This window comes from Enterobacter cloacae complex sp. P43RS, assembly GCF_014930585.1.
Lineage (GTDB): Bacteria > Pseudomonadota > Gammaproteobacteria > Enterobacterales > Enterobacteriaceae > Enterobacter > Enterobacter bugandensis.
Map to the genome: position 1 here is coordinate 384,183 of NZ_JADBRJ010000002.1, position 14,933 is coordinate 399,115.

A 14,933-nucleotide genomic window follows, 5' to 3' on the forward strand; every position below is an offset into this window, starting at 1 on the left:
TTACCTCAGCGTACGAATGCGGGGATCGGCGAAGCGATAAAGCACGTCGGCGATCAGGTTACCGACGATCAGCATTATCGACGAGAGCATGATGATCGCCATAATCAGCGGGTAGTCCAGCGAGGCGATCGACTGGATCCCGAGCAGCCCCATCCCCGGCCAGGAGAAGACGCTCTCGGTCACATAAGCTCCTACAATCAGCTCACCGAACGACAGGCCGAACAGGGTAATCACCGGCAGCAAGACGTTTTTCAGCACGTGGCGTAACAGAATACTGAAACGCGTGGCGCCGTAGGCAAGCTGGGTCTGTACGTAGTCGGCGGAGAGCTGCGAGATGGTGTTAGAGCGGATGTAGCGCACGTAGCTGGAGAGGTTATAGAACGTGAGCGCAATACACGGCAGCACGCCGTGGCGCAGCAGATCCAGCCCGTTATCCTCCATGCCGATGGTGCGCATCCCCATGCTGGGGAACCAGTTAAGCTGCACGGCAAAAACGGTGATGAGCAAAATGCCGAACCAGAAAATCGGTACCGAGATGCCGATATAGGCAAACAGGTTCAGCAGGTGATCCAGCCAGCGGTGCTTAAATGCCCCCGCCAGCAGCCCCAGCGGGATCGCCAGCACGATAGCCATCAGCAGCGACGCCCCCATCAGCCCCAGCGTGGCCGGAATGCGTTCGCCGATCATCTCCAGCACCGGGCGGTGGTAAATCAACGAATAGCCGAGATCGCCCTGCAGGACGCTTTTCAGCCACAGGACGTACTGCGTGACCAGCGGCTTATCCAGCCCCAGGCTCTGGCGAATGCGCTCAATATCTTCCGGCGCCATACGCGGCGTGATGTACGCGGCCACGGGGTCGCCGGGCGCGAGCTTGACCAGCAAAAACGCCACCAGCGAAATAAAGAAAAGCATCGGCAGCAGCTGCAGCAGCCGACGCGTGAGGAGTGTGTTCACGACGTGCCCTTAAAAGGCCCCGATCTTACGACCGGGGCAACAGCCTATTTTTGATAAATTTTTGACAGATCCTGGAACAGATAAACCGGCTTCGGCTCCGCTTCCTTCGTGCCGCCGAAGCGTTTATCCACGGCGACGGTCGCATTGGTGTAGGCGATCGGGTAGTAGGTCATCTCGTTCGCCACGGTCTGCTGAATTTGCTTGTAGATATCGGCACGTTTCGCGGCGTCGGTTTCCACCGCACCTTTATCCCACAGGGCATCAAACTGCGGATTTTTGTAGTGCGCGTAGTTATAGGCTTCGTTGCTCAAGAACAGCGATTTGTAACCGTCCGGCTCTGATCCCATAATGTAGCCGCCCAGGTTCAGTTCCCACGCGGTGTTGTTCATATCAAGACTGCGCTGAGACATGGCGTTGGAGTCCAGCGGCATCAGCTCCACGTTCACCCCAATGCCCTTCAGCGCCTGCTGAATGTAGAGCGCCATGCTCTCCTGGGTTTTGTTGGTGTTCACATACGCCAGGCGCAGCTTGAGGTTGTCCGGCGCGCCGGACGTCTTGAGCAGGTCTTTGGCTTTTTGCAGATCGAATTTGTACTGTTCAACGTCATCCGTCTTATAAAGCGTATCTGGCGTCAGAAACGACGTCGCCGGTTTAGCGTAGTCCAGCGAGGTAAACGCGGTCTGGGTTAGCTCGTCTTTGTTGATGGCGTACGCGATGGCCTGACGCAGCGCTTTGCTCTTCATCACCGCCACGTTCTGGTTGAACGTCATATAGGCCAGACGGCCTTCCGGATAGACCACGAAGTCAAATTTCCCGGTATTTTTCAGGCGGTTCACATCCTGCGGGTCAACCATCTTGAGGTTGATTTCACCGTTTTGCAGCGCCAGGTTGGCGGCGTTGCTGTCTTTGGCGAAACGGTAGGTGACGGAATCGAGCTTCGGTTTGCCGTTCCAGTAATCGTCGAAGCGCGTAAGGGCGTAATACTGACCGGCGCGATACTCTTTAAATTTGAACGGCCCGGAACCGACCGGCGCATCGTTTTTGGTGCTCTTTTCCAGGTCGCCTTCACCGGCGAACACGTGCTGCGGGATCGGGTAGATCTGCACCAGGGTGCCGGTAAAGGCCGCGCTGACCTGCGGTAAGGTGAACTTAACGGTGCGCTCATCAACCTTGCTCACTTCAACAGGCTTGCCGCCGTAGGTAAACATGCTGCGGAAGAAGCTGTGCTGTTTGGCATCCAGCAGCTTATTGAAGGTGAAGACCACGTCGTCCGCCGTCAGCGGCTGGCCGTCCTGCCATTTCAGGTTCGGTTTTAACGTCAGAGTGTAGCTCAGGTTGTCGGCAGAAGGCGTCAAGCTTTCCGCCAGGCCCCACTCAATGTTGCCGTTATTAAAGCTGTACAGCGGGGCATAAAGCGCCTGCATGATGGTTAACGTTGTGCGGTCGCTGGCGTAGAGCGGATTAACGGCTAACGGGTCGCCGGAGGTAATCCCGATAATGAGCGAACCGCCCTCTTTTGGCGCGTCGCTTTTTGCCGCCGCGGCCGAATTTGTCTCTTTATTTTTCGCATCATCACAGCCCGCCAGGCCTAACGCGAGCGAAACGACCACTGCAGATAACAGAAGCTTGCGCATCTCACTAACTCCTTGCCTTATAAAGTGTTTATTACTGCATCTTTTATTTATGTTGAAGCATCATATTCAGCTTTAGTGGTTTACGCATTAATTATGAAAATGCGATTTTCGATTAAGCTTATGCCGGATTTGATATATATAAGCAGCAGAAGGAATAGCGGTTAATTGCTTGCGCTCACAACGTTAAACGCTTCACAAATCTCCTGCTACACTGCCTCAACACATCACTAAAAAGGCAGGCCAACATGTCAGACAACACGTATCAGCCACCAAAAGTATGGGAATGGAAAAAGAACGGCGGCGGCGCGTTCGCCAACATCAACCGTCCAATTTCCGGCGCAACGCATGAGAAAGATCTTCCTGTCGGCTCTCACCCGCTGCAGCTCTACTCGCTGGGCACACCGAACGGCCAGAAGGTGACGATCATGCTCGAAGAGCTGCTGGCGCTGGGCGTGACGGGCGCGGAATACGATGCGTGGTTGATCCGCATCGGCGAGGGCGACCAGTTCTCCAGCGGGTTTGTCGACGTGAACCCGAACTCGAAAATACCGGCGCTGCGTGACCACTCCACGAACCCGCCAACGCGCGTATTTGAATCCGGCAATATCCTGCTCTATCTGGCGGAGAAATTCGGCCACTTCCTGCCGAAAGATCCGGCGGGACGCACCGAGACGCTGAACTGGCTGTTTTGGCTCCAGGGCGCGGCACCGTTCCTCGGCGGCGGCTTTGGCCACTTCTACAACTATGCGCCGGTAAAAATCGAGTACGCGATTGACCGCTTCACCATGGAAGCTAAGCGCCTGTTCGACGTGCTGGATAAACAGCTGGCGCGCGGGCGCTACGTGGCGGGTGAGGAGTACACCATCGCGGATATGGCGATCTGGCCGTGGTTCGGCTGCGTGGCACTGGGCAGCGTCTATAACGCCGCCGAGTTCCTGGACGCGGAGAAGTACACCAACGTCCAGCGCTGGGCGAAGGACGTGGCGAACCGCCATGCGGTTAAGCGCGGTCGCATCGTTAACCGCACCAGCGGCGAGCTGAACGAGCAGCTCCACGAACGCCACGCGGCGAGCGACTTCGATACCAATACGGAAGACAAGCGTCAGGCGTAACGTTCCGCCGGGCGGCTCCCCGCCCGGCAGCCGCGATCCTTGCCCAGGGCATGATTAACCTAAAGGTTGAGTGGCTATTGCTGGCACTATCTGGACGTTTTTCTCACCTCAGAATGAGAAACGCCGTATCAACTGACAGCAGTCACAAAGGATCTGTTATGAGACTTATTAAAACAACGCTGGTTATCAGCGCCCTCATTTTTTCCACCTCGGGAATGGCCATCGACAAAACCGCCGCCGGCGCGGTAGCAGGTGCTGCTATTGGCGCAGCCACGGGCAAAGATCTGAAATCAACCGTGGGTGGTGCCGTGGTTGGCGCAGGCACGGGTGCAATGTTCAAAAACGGCGAAAAAGGCAAAGACGCACGTAAGGGCGGTGCCGTGGGTGCCGTCGTTGGCGCGGGCGCGGCTGCGGTGACGGGCAATAGCGTGCTGAAAGGCGCGGCCGTGGGTGCCGGCACGGGCGCGCTGATTGGTGAAGCGACGCACTAACAGCATCGGGAAAAGAAAGAAGTAAGGCCGCATCAGGCGGCCTGTTGTGTTATGCCGTCAGGCGGAACTTCTGCACCGAGCGTTGAAGCTCTTCGGTCTGGCGTTCCAGCGCCGCGGCTGCCGCGGAAACCTCTTCGACCAGCGAGGCGTTCTGCTGGGTGACGCCGTCCATCTGCGTAATGGCAATCCCGACCTGCGAAATGCCCTTACTTTGCTCCTCAGAAGCCGACGCGATTTGCTTCATAATGGTCGTCACCTCCGTCACGTCGCGCAAAATCGCATCCATGGTGGTGCCGGTGTCACTCACCAGCTGCGCACCCTGCTCGACGCGGGTCACGGAATCGGTAATCAGACCCTCAATTTCTTTTGCCGCATTGGCGCTGCGGCTTGCCAGGTTGCGGACTTCACCCGCGACCACGGCGAACCCACGCCCCTGCTCGCCCGCGCGCGCCGCTTCTACGGCCGCATTGAGCGCCAGAATATTGGTCTGGAAGGCAATGCTGTTGATGACGTTGGTGATTTCAGCAATTTTCTTCGAGCTTTCCGAAATACCGCTCATGGTGGTGACCACCTCTTCCACCAGCGAGCCGCCGCGGCTGGCGGTGGTTGAGGCCACATCGGCAAGCTGGCTGGCCTGACGCGCGCTTTCGGCGTTCAGCTTCACGGTAGCGGTCAGCTGTTCCATGCTGGCCGCCGTCTCTTCCAGCGCGGCAGCCTGCTCTTCGGTACGGGAAGAGAGATCGTTGTTGCCGCTGGAGATCTCCGTCGCGCCGCGCCAGATATTCTCACTGCCGGAGCGAATGGTACTGACCGCTTCACGCAGGCTGTCCTGCATGGCGCTCAGCAGCGGCACCAGCTGTCCCACGCAGTTGCGGCCGAAAGGCGCAATGGGCTGGCTGAGATCGCCCTGGGCAATCTGGCGGAACTGCTGGCGAATGCGCTCCAGCGGTTTGACCAGCATCGCCACCAGGTAGCGGTCGGTAAAGAGCAGGATCAGCAGGCCGATAATGGTGGCGACGATAATAACCGTGCGGGTCATGCTGGTCAGGCCGTCGACCACCATGCGGGTGCTGTCGAGCGTCTTCGCGGCGGCATTATTGAACTTCTCGGCGGCGGCACCAAACGCACGACTCAGCGGCGGCGTAACGTTGTTGGCCTGCTGGCGGTAGCCGTCCAGGGTCGCCTGCTTCGCCTGCTCCATTTGCGGCGTCACGCCCTGTTCAAGCAGCGCCTGCCAGGTACCGATCACCTGCGCAGAGACCTGCTCATCCATTGGGCCAGGCGAGATCGCCTTCATTTCGGCCAGTTTCTTACCCATGTTGTCCAGCGCCTGTTGGGCAGAGGACAAATCCGGCGTGCCGCCAGCGGCTTTGACCTCCATGGCGCGGCTCAGACGGGTCACAAAGCGGAAATACTGATCGTTGCCCTGGCTGAGCACCATCATCTGTTTAACCAGTTGGCGATCGACTTCATTGCCGTCTGATACCCGTGACAGGGACCAGGTGCTGTACAGCCCGACGCCCGCCCACATTAAACAAAAAATCCCGAGGATCGTCAGCATGACGAAACGGATCGTGAAATTACGAAGCATATTCATAAGTCTTCCTTGCCGTGAGGGTGAATTCGCCCAGAGGCGAGTGCTACTCTCGTTATCGGCAGGGTGCAGGGAAATTATAACCTTTTGTGATTATTTTTAGTTAGCGTGGCTTCACAGGTCGCACAGCCACCGTTAACCCTTATCTTCGCACGACATGATGTGATAAGTTCAGAATGAAAACGACGTTTCAAAAAATCATCTATAAGAAAAGGAGACATCATGTCCTGGTACCCTGACGCTACCCGCTACGAGAATATGCAGTACCGCTACTGTGGCAAGAGCGGCCTGCGCCTGCCCGCGCTGTCGCTGGGCCTGTGGCATAGCTTCGGCCACGTTCAGCCCCTTGATTCCCAGCGCGCGCTGCTGCGTAAAGCCTTCGATCTCGGTATTACCCATTTCGATCTTGCCAACAACTACGGCCCGCCTGCGGGAAGCGCGGAAGAGAACTTTGGCCGCCTGCTGCGTGAGGACTTTGCCCGGTATCGCGACGAGCTGATTATCTCCACTAAAGCCGGTTACGACATGTGGCCAGGCCCGTACGGTTCAGGCGGCTCACGCAAGTATCTGCTCGCCAGTCTCGACCAGAGCCTGAAACGTATGGGCGTCGAATACGTGGATATTTTCTATTCCCACCGCGTGGATGAAAATACGCCAATGGAAGAGACGGCCTCCGCGCTGGCTCATGCTGTTCAGAGTGGGAAAGCGCTGTACGTGGGGATTTCCTCCTACTCTACCGAGCGCACACAAAAAATGGCCGCGCTGCTGCACGAGTGGAAGATCCCGCTGCTGATCCACCAGCCGTCCTATAACCTGCTTAACCGCTGGGTCGATAAGACCGGCTTGCTGGATACGCTGGAAGCAAACGGCACGGGGTGTATTGCCTTTACCCCGCTGGCGCAGGGTCTGCTGACCGGAAAATACCTGAACGGTATTCCGGAAGGTTCTCGTATGCAGCGCGAGGGGAACAAAGTGCGCGGCCTGACGCAGAAAATGCTGACGGAAGCTAACCTGAACAGTCTTCGTCTGCTTAATGAGATGGCGCAGGCGCGCGGGCAGACAATGGCGCAGATGGCGCTGAGCTGGCTGCTGAAAGATGCTCGCGTGACGTCAGTACTGATTGGCGCGAGCCGCCCGGAACAGCTGGAGGAGAACGTTCAGGCGCTGGGTAATCTGCGCTTTACGGAAGATGAACTGACGCGGATTGACCAGCACGTGGCGGACGGGGAACTGAATTTGTGGCAGGCGTCGTCGGATAAATAGTGTGGTTCGATGCTTTCTCCCCTCACCCTCTCCCGGGGGAAGGGTGAGGGGAGAAATGTGTACCTTATTTCTTACTGATCTTATCCAGATACCCCATCACAAACGCCGACAGCACAAACGTCAGGTGGATAATCACATACCACATCAGCTTATTATCCGGGACGTTTTTCGCGTCCATAAACACGCGTAACAGGTGGATAGAGGAGATTGCCACTATTGATGCCGCAACTTTGTTCTTCAGCGACGAGGCGTCCATTTTCCCCAGCCAGCTGAGCTTTTCTTTATGCTCGGCGATATCAAGCTGAGAGACGAAGTTCTCATAACCGGAGAACATCACCATCACCAGTAAGCCGCCCACCAGCGTCATATCCACCAGCGACAGCAGAACCAGAATTAAATCGGCTTCCGCCACGGAGAAAATGTTAGGCAATACGTGGAAAATCTCCTGGAAGAACTTGATCGTCAGGGCGACCAGCGCCAGGGAAAGACCGAAATAGACGGGTGCGAGCAGCCAGCGAGAGGCATACATTGCGTTTTCAAAGAAGCGTTCCATAAAATCCTGTCTGCAAACGAAACCAGCGCTCAGTATATCTCAACGGCGCTGACTGTTTGCAAGAACTAACCAGTACGCCACTCAGACGTCGTCCGGGTTAACCTCAGGACGCGCATACTCCGGCCAGACCAGCACCACCAGCTCCGGGTAGGCTTCCAGGCTAAACTCGCGAAAACACTGGCGAAGGTTTAATACGTCCAGGTCGGAATACGAGACCTTCTCACCGTTAAGACAGCGCTTTTTGATGTTGTCGTAATATTTATAAACCGCTGAATTCAGATCGCTACAGCGACGCTGCGCCTCAAACAGACCGGGCGTGTCATTAATTTCCGACATTTTCATGCGCTTAATTGTCGCGTGTAAGAAGTCGATATATTCATGATTCACCCGCCAGTACCAGACAGGCGTAACGGAGTTCATCAAAACAGAGAAATGATCTTCTCCTTCCTCTTTTGTCATCAGTTCAGGTTGTGGCGGTTCACTGGTGTCTTTCGACACTTTCGTTTTATTGAACTCCTGCATCAATAAAAGCACACCAGCGGTCAGTAATAGTAATGTGATGACCGTAAAAAAGATGCTGTTCATGGGTTGGCTCCATTTTTTTTGATTTTAAAATTGCCTCATGATATTGTCAACGAATCTCACGCCTTTACCAACCCCACCCTGTTGAAATTAAAGGAAATTAAAAATGCTGCCCGACTATCTCGTCCCGGCTAAGTACCACATTACGCCTGTGGAACAGCAACCGACGGAAGAAGAAAAAAAGGCCAGTTTCACTCAGGGGAAAAGAAAGCTCTCTGATTTCGAGCCTGATATATTAATTGGCGTCTCTCACACTGGCAAATCCCGTAATATGCTGCTGGAAGAGCACGATCGCCATATAAAAGACCGCTTATTTCGCGCTATAAAAATTGAAGCCTTCGTCCACCTGCTGAATGACCTGCAGGCAGAAGGCGAAATAGATGCCCAGAAACTAAGTCAAATAATGGCTGAAAAAACGAAAGAAATAAATGAGGCCGGCAATGAAATTTGGCTTAATCTAATTACGCGACAAAAAAACAACCCTATTTTTTATACCCTGGGGGAAGATTAACGTGAAAGAAGTTAAAGACAATAACGTTTATTTGACTTTAGATGATAAAAAAAGTGATGAATTTATCTTAAAGCAAAATATCGAGGCGCTAAGAAATGCAAAAAATGCCGAGATGACGCGTATTACACAAGACCTGGTATCGATCCCGGCAACGCTGGTGCGTCTGAAATGGCAGAATCGCCGCGAGATTTATCCGTTACAGGTCAAAGAAGAAATTTACGGCGCCGTGATGAACGCCATCATCGAACAGTTTCCAGAACTGAAAGAGAAACTGCTGGGACGTCTTGAGGCCAACTATCAGTATCTGCTTGCCAGAGAAGTCGCCACCCTGCGCCTGACGCGCAAACTGTCAGCCGGTGAGTACCGTACGTCAAACGTCACCTGCGTTGCGCTCGATGAGGACGCGCTGACCACCACCTCCTCTACCGCACCGACGGACAACAAAAACGCATAAACCAACAGGCATAAAAAAAGCCGGCTTTCGCCAGCTTCTTTATCACTTCGAGGCCGCTTTCTCTTCCCCGACCAGCCCAATCTTCAGATAACCCGCCTGATGCAGCGTGTCCATTACCTTCATCATGGTTTCGTAGTCGACGGTTTTGTCCGCCCGGAAGAAGACGGTGGTGTCCTTCTTGCCGCCGGTCAGCTGGTCCAGCGCCGGAATAACGGAGGCATCCGTCACAGGGTCGTTCCCCAGGAACATGGATTTATCCGCTTTCACCGACAAATAAATTGGCTTTTCCGGACGCGGCTGCGGCTGGCTGGAGGAGGCAGGCAGATTCACCTTCACGTCGACCGTCGCCAGGGGTGCTGCCACCATGAAGATAATCAGCAGCACCAGCATGACGTCGATAAACGGCGTCACGTTGATTTCGTGCATTTCGCCGTTATCGTCCAGATTTTCGTTTAGACGCATTGCCATACAATCAACCTACGCGCAGTTTAGACGCCGCATGCACCGGCTTCACGGCGCTGGCATTCAGGTCGAGATCGCGGCTTTGCAGCAGCAGAACCTGAGCGGCAACGTCGCCGAGCGTGGCTTTGTAGTTGCCGATCATACGCGCGAAAATGTTGTAGATAACCACCGCCGGAATTGCCGCGACCAGACCGATTGCCGTCGCCAGCAGCGCTTCCGCGATACCCGGGGCCACTACCGCCAGGTTGGTGGTTTGGGTCTGGGCAATGCCGATAAAGCTGTTCATGATGCCCCAGACCGTACCGAAAAGACCGATGAACGGTGAAATCGCGCCGATGGTCGCCAGATACCCATTGCCGCGTCCCATGTGTCGGCCAACGGCCGCAACGCGACGCTCCAGACGGAAACCGGTACGCTCTTTAATACCTTCGTTATCTTCACTGCCGGCGGAGAGTTCCAGCTCGTTCTGAGCTTCATTCACTAACAGGGTGGTCAGGCTTTTCGGGTGGAAGGATGAGGTCATCTCAGAAGCCTGATCCAGAGAGCGGGCTTCTGCCAGCTGCTGCTGTTCCCGCTTGAGGCGACGCTTCTGCGAAAGCAGCTCGGCGCTTTTGCTGAAGAAGATAGCCCAGGTGACAACGGACGCCAGAATCAGGCCGATCATCACAATCTTAACCACGATGTCAGCATGATGATACATGCCCCAAACGGAGAGATCCGTCTGCATCAAATTATTACCCACTCTGTATCTCCAGGACGCAAATCACAAAATCTGAACGTAATAATATCAAAAAGCCGTCGAATTGATAGTCGTTCTCATTAGTATTTACATGGTGCCGTAATTTTCGCTCAGTTTCCTTGCGCTTACGCAGTAAAAATTTCTTATGCGCTTTTTTGCTACTATTTTCTGCTTATTCGATAAGCATGCGGGTGCAGTTTTTTACAATCGTGGTAGTCTGGACGTCCAGACGTATAAAAACAGGGTTAGCGAACATGACGAAGAAGCATCTTGATACCACGCTGGTGCAGGCGGGACGCAGCAAAAAATACACTCAGGGATCGGTTAACAGCGTGATTCAACGCGCCTCCTCGCTGGTGTTTGATACCGTTGAGGAGAAAAAAATCGCCACGCGTAACCGCGCGAAAGGTGGGCTGTTCTACGGTCGCCGCGGCACGCTAACCCATTTTTCGCTGCAGGAAGCGATGTGCGAGCTGGAGGGGGGCGCGGGCTGCGCGTTGTTCCCGTGCGGTGCGGCGGCGGTCGCCAACACCATTCTGGCGTTTGTGGAACAGGGCGACCATATCCTGATGACCAACACCGCCTATGAACCCAGCCAGGATTTCTGCACCAAAATTCTCAGCAAGCTCGGCGTGACCACCAGCTGGTTTGACCCGCTGATTGGTGAAGGCATTGCTGAACTTATCCAGCCAAACACGCGCATTGTGTTCCTGGAATCTCCTGGCTCCATCACCATGGAAGTGCACGACGTTCCGGCTATCGTGAAGGCCGTGCGCAGCAAAGCGCCAGAGGCGATTATCATGATCGACAACACCTGGGCGGCAGGTGTGCTGTTTAAGGCGCTGGAATTCGATATTGATATCTCGATTCAGGCGGCAACGAAATACCTGATTGGACACTCTGACGGGATGATTGGCACCGCGGTTTCCAACGCGCGCTGCTGGGACCAGCTGCGGGAAAATGCCTACCTGATGGGCCAGATGGTGGATGCAGACACGGCATACATGACCAGCCGGGGCATTCGTACGCTCGGCGTGCGTATGCGTCAGCATCATGAAAGTAGCCTGAAAATCGCTGAATGGCTGGCGCAGCATCCGCAGGTTGAGAGCGTGAACCATCCGGCGCTGCCGGGTAGTAAAGGCCATGAGTTCTGGCAACGTGACTTTACGGGCAGCAGCGGGCTGTTCTCGTTTGTGCTTAAAAAACGGCTAAGTAATGACGAGCTGGCAAGCTATCTGGATAATTTTACCCTCTTCAGCATGGCCTACTCCTGGGGCGGTTTTGAATCTCTGATCCTGCCGAATCAGCCGGAGCAGATCGCGGCCCTGCGCCCCGGCGGAGAAGTGGACTTCAGCGGCACCCTCATTAGATTGCATATCGGTTTAGAAAATGTGGACGATTTAATTGCGGATTTATCTGCAGGCTTTGAACGTATCGTGTAGAGTGCGGGCTGAAAATGTACTCCCCGGACGCTTTTGTGAACACTGCATGCAGAAAAGTCTGCATGAGTTGCGCCTGCGATCAATCCCGACAGGTGAAATTGGGAGTACAATAGCGTTATCTCTGCTGTTCCACAGGAAAGTCCATGGCTGTTATTCAAGATATTATCGCGGCGCTCTGGCAACATGATTTTGCCGCCCTGGCGGATCCCCACGTTGTAGGCGTCGTCTATTTCGTGATGTTCGCGACGCTGTTTCTGGAAAATGGATTACTGCCAGCCTCGTTTTTACCCGGTGACAGTTTGCTTTTGCTTGCCGGGGCGTTGATCGGCAAAGGCGTCATGGACTTTACGCCAACGATGGTTATCCTTACCTCCGCCGCGAGCCTGGGCTGCTGGCTGAGCTATCTGCAGGGCCGCTGGCTGGGGAACACGCGCGTGGTGAAGGGCTGGCTGGCGCAGTTACCGCATAAATACCATCAGCGTGCGACCTGCATGTTTGACCGCCACGGCCTGCTGGCGCTGCTCGCCGGGCGTTTCCTGGCGTTTGTGCGCACCCTTCTGCCCACCATGGCGGGTATTTCCGGGCTGTCTAACCGCCGCTTCCAGTTCTTCAACTGGCTGAGCGCCCTGCTGTGGGTTGGCGTGGTCACCACCCTCGGCTACGCGCTGAACATGATCCCCTTTGTGAAGCACCATGAAGATCAGGTGATGACCTTCCTGATGATCCTGCCGATATTCCTGCTGGTTGCTGGGCTGGTGGGTACCATTGCGGTGGTTATTAAGAAAAAGTATTGCAGTGCATAAACAAAAGCCGGGTGGAGCTACTGCTTTCCCGGCCTACGTTTCCCCTCAGGCGCCCTGCATCGTTCTTATACGTGACGCATCCTCTCCCGGCGTGACGCCGAAATAGCGCTTAAACTCCCGACTGAACTGCGAGGCACTTTCATAGCCGACGCGCATGGCCGCCGCGCTGGCCTTCATGCCGTCGTGGATCATCAACATCCGTGCCTTATGCAAACGGTAGGTTTTGAGGTACTGCAGCGGCGAGGTACTGGTCACCGACTTAAAGTTGTGGTGAAACGCCGAAACGCTCATGTTCGCTTCCGCCGCCAGTTGGTCAACGCTGAGGTTCTCCGTGTACTGGCTTTCAATACGCTTGAGCACGCGGCTGATCAGGCTGAAGTGGGTCTGTCGGCTCACCAGCGCGAGTAACGCCCCGCCGCCCGGCCCCAGCAGCACGTGATAAAGAATTTCGCGGATAATCTGCTTGCCGAGAATACGCGCGTCCAGCGGCCTTTCCATGACGTCCAGCAGGCGCTCAATGGCGCAGAGGATCTCTTCCGACAGCGTCGCCGAGTTAATCCCGCTGGAGGCCATCGACGGCTGGAAAAGCTCGTCTTCGCCAATCTCCATCAGCAGCTCCTGCAGCTGAAGAATATCGACGTTGACGCGAATACCCGCCAGCGGGACCGCCTCCGTCGCGAAGGTTTCACATTCGAAGGGTAAAGGTACCGTCAGGAGCAGATATTCATTGGTGTCGTAGCGGAACACCCGCTCGTTGATATAGCCAATCTTATGGCCTGAAAAGAGAAAAACGATGCCCGGCAGGTACATCACCGGCGTGCGCGTCCCGGGCTGCGTGCCGTAGAGCAGGCGAATGTCCGGCAGCAGGTCGCCAACATTATTTTCTTTATCTATCAGCCTTTTAATCTGCGAGGTAAGCTGAAGGCAGATCGCATCACGGTTCATTTTACGTTACTCCGGGTACGGTTTCCGACCCTCACAGTCTGCGCATTTTTACGAAGTTTCTCCAGCGCTCTGTAGAAATGGGCAAGACATCGGCAGGAATGTGCATTGAGAGCCTGGCCCCGGACGGCCACAATGAGCAGCATCAGGTAGCCGTCAGCGCCACCACGGTTTTTCACCCACTAAAGGGAACGAGCAATGAACAACTTTAATCTTCACACCCCAACCCGCATTCTGTTTGGTAAAGACGCTATCGCCGACCTGCGCGCGCAGATCCCTGCTGACGCCCGCGTGCTGATCACCTACGGTGGCGGCAGCGTGAAAAAAACCGGCGTGCTGGATCAAGTTTACAGCGCTCTGGACGGACTGGACGTGCGTGAGTTCGGCGGCATTGAGCCAAACCCGTCTTACGAAACGCTGATGAACGCGGTGAAAATCGCCCGCGAAGAAAACATCACCTTCCTGCTGGCGGTCGGCGGCGGCTCCGTGCTGGACGGCACTAAATTCATCGCGGCGGCAGCGCACTACGCTGATGGCATCGATCCGTGGCACATCCTGGAAACCCGCGGCAGCGACATTAAAAGCGCGATCCCGATGGGATCCGTATTGACCCTGCCAGCGACGGGTTCTGAATCCAACAAGGGCGCGGTGATCTCCCGTAAAACTACCGGTGATAAGCAGGCCTTCATGAACGAACACGTTCAGCCTGTCTTCGCCATTCTGGATCCGGTTTACACCTACACCCTGCCCGCACGTCAGGTGGCGAACGGCGTGGTCGATGCCTTTGTACACACCGTCGAGCAGTACGTGACCTACCCTGTTAATGCCAAAATTCAGGATCGCTTCGCGGAAGGCATTCTGCTGACGCTGATTGAAGACGGCCCGAAAGCGCTGAAAGAGCCGGAAAACTACGACGTGCGTGCCAACGTCATGTGGGCCGCGACGCAGGCGCTGAACGGCCTGATCGGCGCTGGCGTGCCACAGGACTGGGCAACCCATATGCTGGGCCACGAGCTGACGGCGATGCACGGCCTGGACCACGCCCAGACGCTGGCCGTTGTGCTGCCTGCGCTGTGGAACGAAAAACGGGATACCAAGCGTGCCAAGCTGCTGCAGTACGCCGAGCGCGTGTGGAACATCACCGAGGGTTCTGACGATGCGCGTATTGATGCCGCCATTGCAGCGACCCGTAACTTCTTTGAAAGCCTGGGCGTGCCAACGCGTCTGTCCGGCTACGGCCTGGACGGCAGCTCCATCCCTGCCCTGCTGGCAAAACTTGAAGAGCACGGCATGACCCAGTTGGGCGAGCACGGTGACATTACGCTGGACGTCAGCCGTCGAATCTACGAAGCGGCACGCTAAGCGTTTTTGGCATCCTGACTTTCGTTTTTTGACAT

16 protein-coding genes are annotated in these 14,933 nt (G+C 55.5%); 8 read left to right on the forward strand and 8 right to left on the reverse strand.

What is annotated here, in order from left to right; genetic code table 11:
* Both IM294_RS05645 and IM294_RS05650 read right to left on the reverse strand, forming a co-directional pair.
* On the reverse strand, positions 1 to 954 hold the full coding sequence (locus tag IM294_RS05645) for an ABC transporter permease (protein WP_126817143.1): 954 nt from the start codon (positions 952 to 954) through the stop codon (positions 1 to 3).
* 44 nt (positions 955 to 998) lie between these two features.
* A complete protein-coding gene (locus tag IM294_RS05650; protein ID WP_126817141.1) occupies positions 999 to 2,588 on the reverse strand; it encodes an ABC transporter substrate-binding protein in 1,590 nt (529 codons plus the stop codon).
* 245 nt (positions 2,589 to 2,833) lie between these two features.
* On the opposite strand from IM294_RS05650, the gene yghU reads away from it, so the two are divergent.
* Positions 2,834 to 3,700, forward strand: coding sequence for a glutathione-dependent disulfide-bond oxidoreductase (gene yghU / locus IM294_RS05655; protein ID WP_028014407.1), 867 nt, complete (start codon positions 2,834 to 2,836; stop codon positions 3,698 to 3,700).
* 158 nt (positions 3,701 to 3,858) lie between these two features.
* Entirely contained in the window at positions 3,859 to 4,191 is a 333-nt protein-coding gene (locus IM294_RS05660; protein ID WP_028014408.1) for a glycine zipper domain-containing protein, read from the forward strand.
* 49 nt (positions 4,192 to 4,240) lie between these two features.
* On the opposite strand, the gene IM294_RS05665 is transcribed toward IM294_RS05660, so the two are convergent.
* Positions 4,241 to 5,788, reverse strand: coding sequence for a methyl-accepting chemotaxis protein (locus IM294_RS05665; protein ID WP_048957265.1), 1,548 nt, complete (start codon positions 5,786 to 5,788; stop codon positions 4,241 to 4,243).
* A 219-nt stretch (positions 5,789 to 6,007) separates the two neighbouring features.
* Between IM294_RS05665 and IM294_RS05670 the strand changes: the two genes are divergently transcribed.
* Positions 6,008 to 7,048 carry an aldo/keto reductase gene (locus IM294_RS05670; RefSeq protein ID WP_028014410.1) on the forward strand — a complete coding sequence of 347 codons (1,041 nt, stop codon included), beginning with the start codon at positions 6,008 to 6,010 and terminating at the stop codon, positions 7,046 to 7,048.
* Positions 7,049 to 7,112: 64 nt separating this feature from the next.
* On the opposite strand, the gene IM294_RS05675 is transcribed toward IM294_RS05670, so the two are convergent.
* Together IM294_RS05675 and IM294_RS05680 are read right to left on the reverse strand one after the other, a co-directional pair.
* Entirely contained in the window at positions 7,113 to 7,601 is a 489-nt protein-coding gene (locus IM294_RS05675) for a TIGR00645 family protein (protein ID WP_003862473.1), read from the reverse strand.
* An 81-nt stretch (positions 7,602 to 7,682) separates the two neighbouring features.
* Positions 7,683 to 8,186, reverse strand: coding sequence for an ESA_00282 family adhesion-associated protein (locus tag IM294_RS05680; protein WP_041908140.1), 504 nt, complete (start codon positions 8,184 to 8,186; stop codon positions 7,683 to 7,685).
* Positions 8,187 to 8,289: 103 nt separating this feature from the next.
* On the opposite strand from IM294_RS05680, the gene IM294_RS05685 reads away from it, so the two are divergent.
* Complete coding sequence (locus IM294_RS05685; protein ID WP_126817139.1) at positions 8,290 to 8,694, forward strand: hypothetical protein; 405 nt, start codon at positions 8,290 to 8,292, stop codon at positions 8,692 to 8,694.
* Position 8,695: 1 nt separating this feature from the next.
* The gene (locus IM294_RS05690) at positions 8,696 to 9,148 is read left to right on the forward strand and encodes a hypothetical protein (protein WP_048959530.1); all 453 of its coding nucleotides are present in this window, start codon (positions 8,696 to 8,698) and stop codon (positions 9,146 to 9,148) included.
* A 42-nt stretch (positions 9,149 to 9,190) separates the two neighbouring features.
* On the opposite strand, the gene exbD is transcribed toward IM294_RS05690, so the two are convergent.
* Positions 9,191 to 9,616, reverse strand: coding sequence for a TonB system transport protein ExbD (exbD, locus tag IM294_RS05695; protein ID WP_032643392.1), 426 nt, complete (start codon positions 9,614 to 9,616; stop codon positions 9,191 to 9,193).
* A 4-nt stretch (positions 9,617 to 9,620) separates the two neighbouring features.
* The gene (exbB, locus tag IM294_RS05700) at positions 9,621 to 10,352 is read right to left on the reverse strand and encodes a tol-pal system-associated acyl-CoA thioesterase (RefSeq protein ID WP_028014417.1); all 732 of its coding nucleotides are present in this window, start codon (positions 10,350 to 10,352) and stop codon (positions 9,621 to 9,623) included.
* 251 nt (positions 10,353 to 10,603) lie between these two features.
* Between exbB and metC the strand changes: the two genes are divergently transcribed.
* Positions 10,604 to 11,791 (forward strand): cystathionine beta-lyase, encoded by a 1,188-nt coding sequence (gene metC, locus IM294_RS05705; RefSeq protein WP_126817137.1) that lies wholly within the window; start codon positions 10,604 to 10,606, stop codon positions 11,789 to 11,791.
* Between the two features lie 143 nt (positions 11,792 to 11,934).
* Positions 11,935 to 12,594, forward strand: a complete 660-nt coding sequence (gene yghB, locus IM294_RS05710) for a DedA family general envelope maintenance protein YghB (protein ID WP_028014419.1) — start codon at positions 11,935 to 11,937, stop codon at positions 12,592 to 12,594.
* A gap of 45 nt (positions 12,595 to 12,639) precedes the next feature.
* Here the strand turns inward: yghB and IM294_RS05715 are convergent, their stop codons facing one another.
* Entirely contained in the window at positions 12,640 to 13,539 is a 900-nt protein-coding gene (locus IM294_RS05715) for an AraC family transcriptional regulator (protein WP_126817136.1), read from the reverse strand.
* A gap of 195 nt (positions 13,540 to 13,734) precedes the next feature.
* On the opposite strand from IM294_RS05715, the gene yqhD reads away from it, so the two are divergent.
* A complete protein-coding gene (gene yqhD, locus IM294_RS05720) occupies positions 13,735 to 14,898 on the forward strand; it encodes an alcohol dehydrogenase (RefSeq protein ID WP_041908132.1) in 1,164 nt (387 codons plus the stop codon).
* Positions 14,899 to 14,933 lie beyond the last annotated feature (35 nt).

Excerpts from the sequence above, each read along its gene's own strand:
- IM294_RS05650 (WP_126817141.1), bottom strand. The coding sequence starts at position 2,588 with ATGCGCAAGCTTCTGTTATCTGCAGTGGTCGTTTCGCTCGCGTTAGGC.
- yghU (WP_028014407.1), top strand. The coding sequence starts at position 2,834 with ATGTCAGACAACACGTATCAGCCACCAAAAGTATGGGAATGGAAAAAG.
- IM294_RS05660 (WP_028014408.1), top strand. The coding sequence starts at position 3,859 with ATGAGACTTATTAAAACAACGCTGGTTATCAGCGCCCTCATTTTTTCC.
- IM294_RS05665 (WP_048957265.1), bottom strand. The coding sequence starts at position 5,788 with ATGAATATGCTTCGTAATTTCACGATCCGTTTCGTCATGCTGACGATC.
- IM294_RS05670 (WP_028014410.1), top strand. The coding sequence starts at position 6,008 with ATGTCCTGGTACCCTGACGCTACCCGCTACGAGAATATGCAGTACCGC.
- IM294_RS05675 (WP_003862473.1), bottom strand. The coding sequence starts at position 7,601 with ATGGAACGCTTCTTTGAAAACGCAATGTATGCCTCTCGCTGGCTGCTC.
- IM294_RS05680 (WP_041908140.1), bottom strand. The coding sequence starts at position 8,186 with ATGAACAGCATCTTTTTTACGGTCATCACATTACTATTACTGACCGCT.
- IM294_RS05685 (WP_126817139.1), top strand. The coding sequence starts at position 8,290 with ATGCTGCCCGACTATCTCGTCCCGGCTAAGTACCACATTACGCCTGTG.
- exbD (WP_032643392.1), bottom strand. The coding sequence starts at position 9,616 with ATGGCAATGCGTCTAAACGAAAATCTGGACGATAACGGCGAAATGCAC.
- metC (WP_126817137.1), top strand. The coding sequence starts at position 10,604 with ATGACGAAGAAGCATCTTGATACCACGCTGGTGCAGGCGGGACGCAGC.
- yghB (WP_028014419.1), top strand. The coding sequence starts at position 11,935 with ATGGCTGTTATTCAAGATATTATCGCGGCGCTCTGGCAACATGATTTT.
- IM294_RS05715 (WP_126817136.1), bottom strand. The coding sequence starts at position 13,539 with ATGAACCGTGATGCGATCTGCCTTCAGCTTACCTCGCAGATTAAAAGG.
- yqhD (WP_041908132.1), top strand. The coding sequence starts at position 13,735 with ATGAACAACTTTAATCTTCACACCCCAACCCGCATTCTGTTTGGTAAA.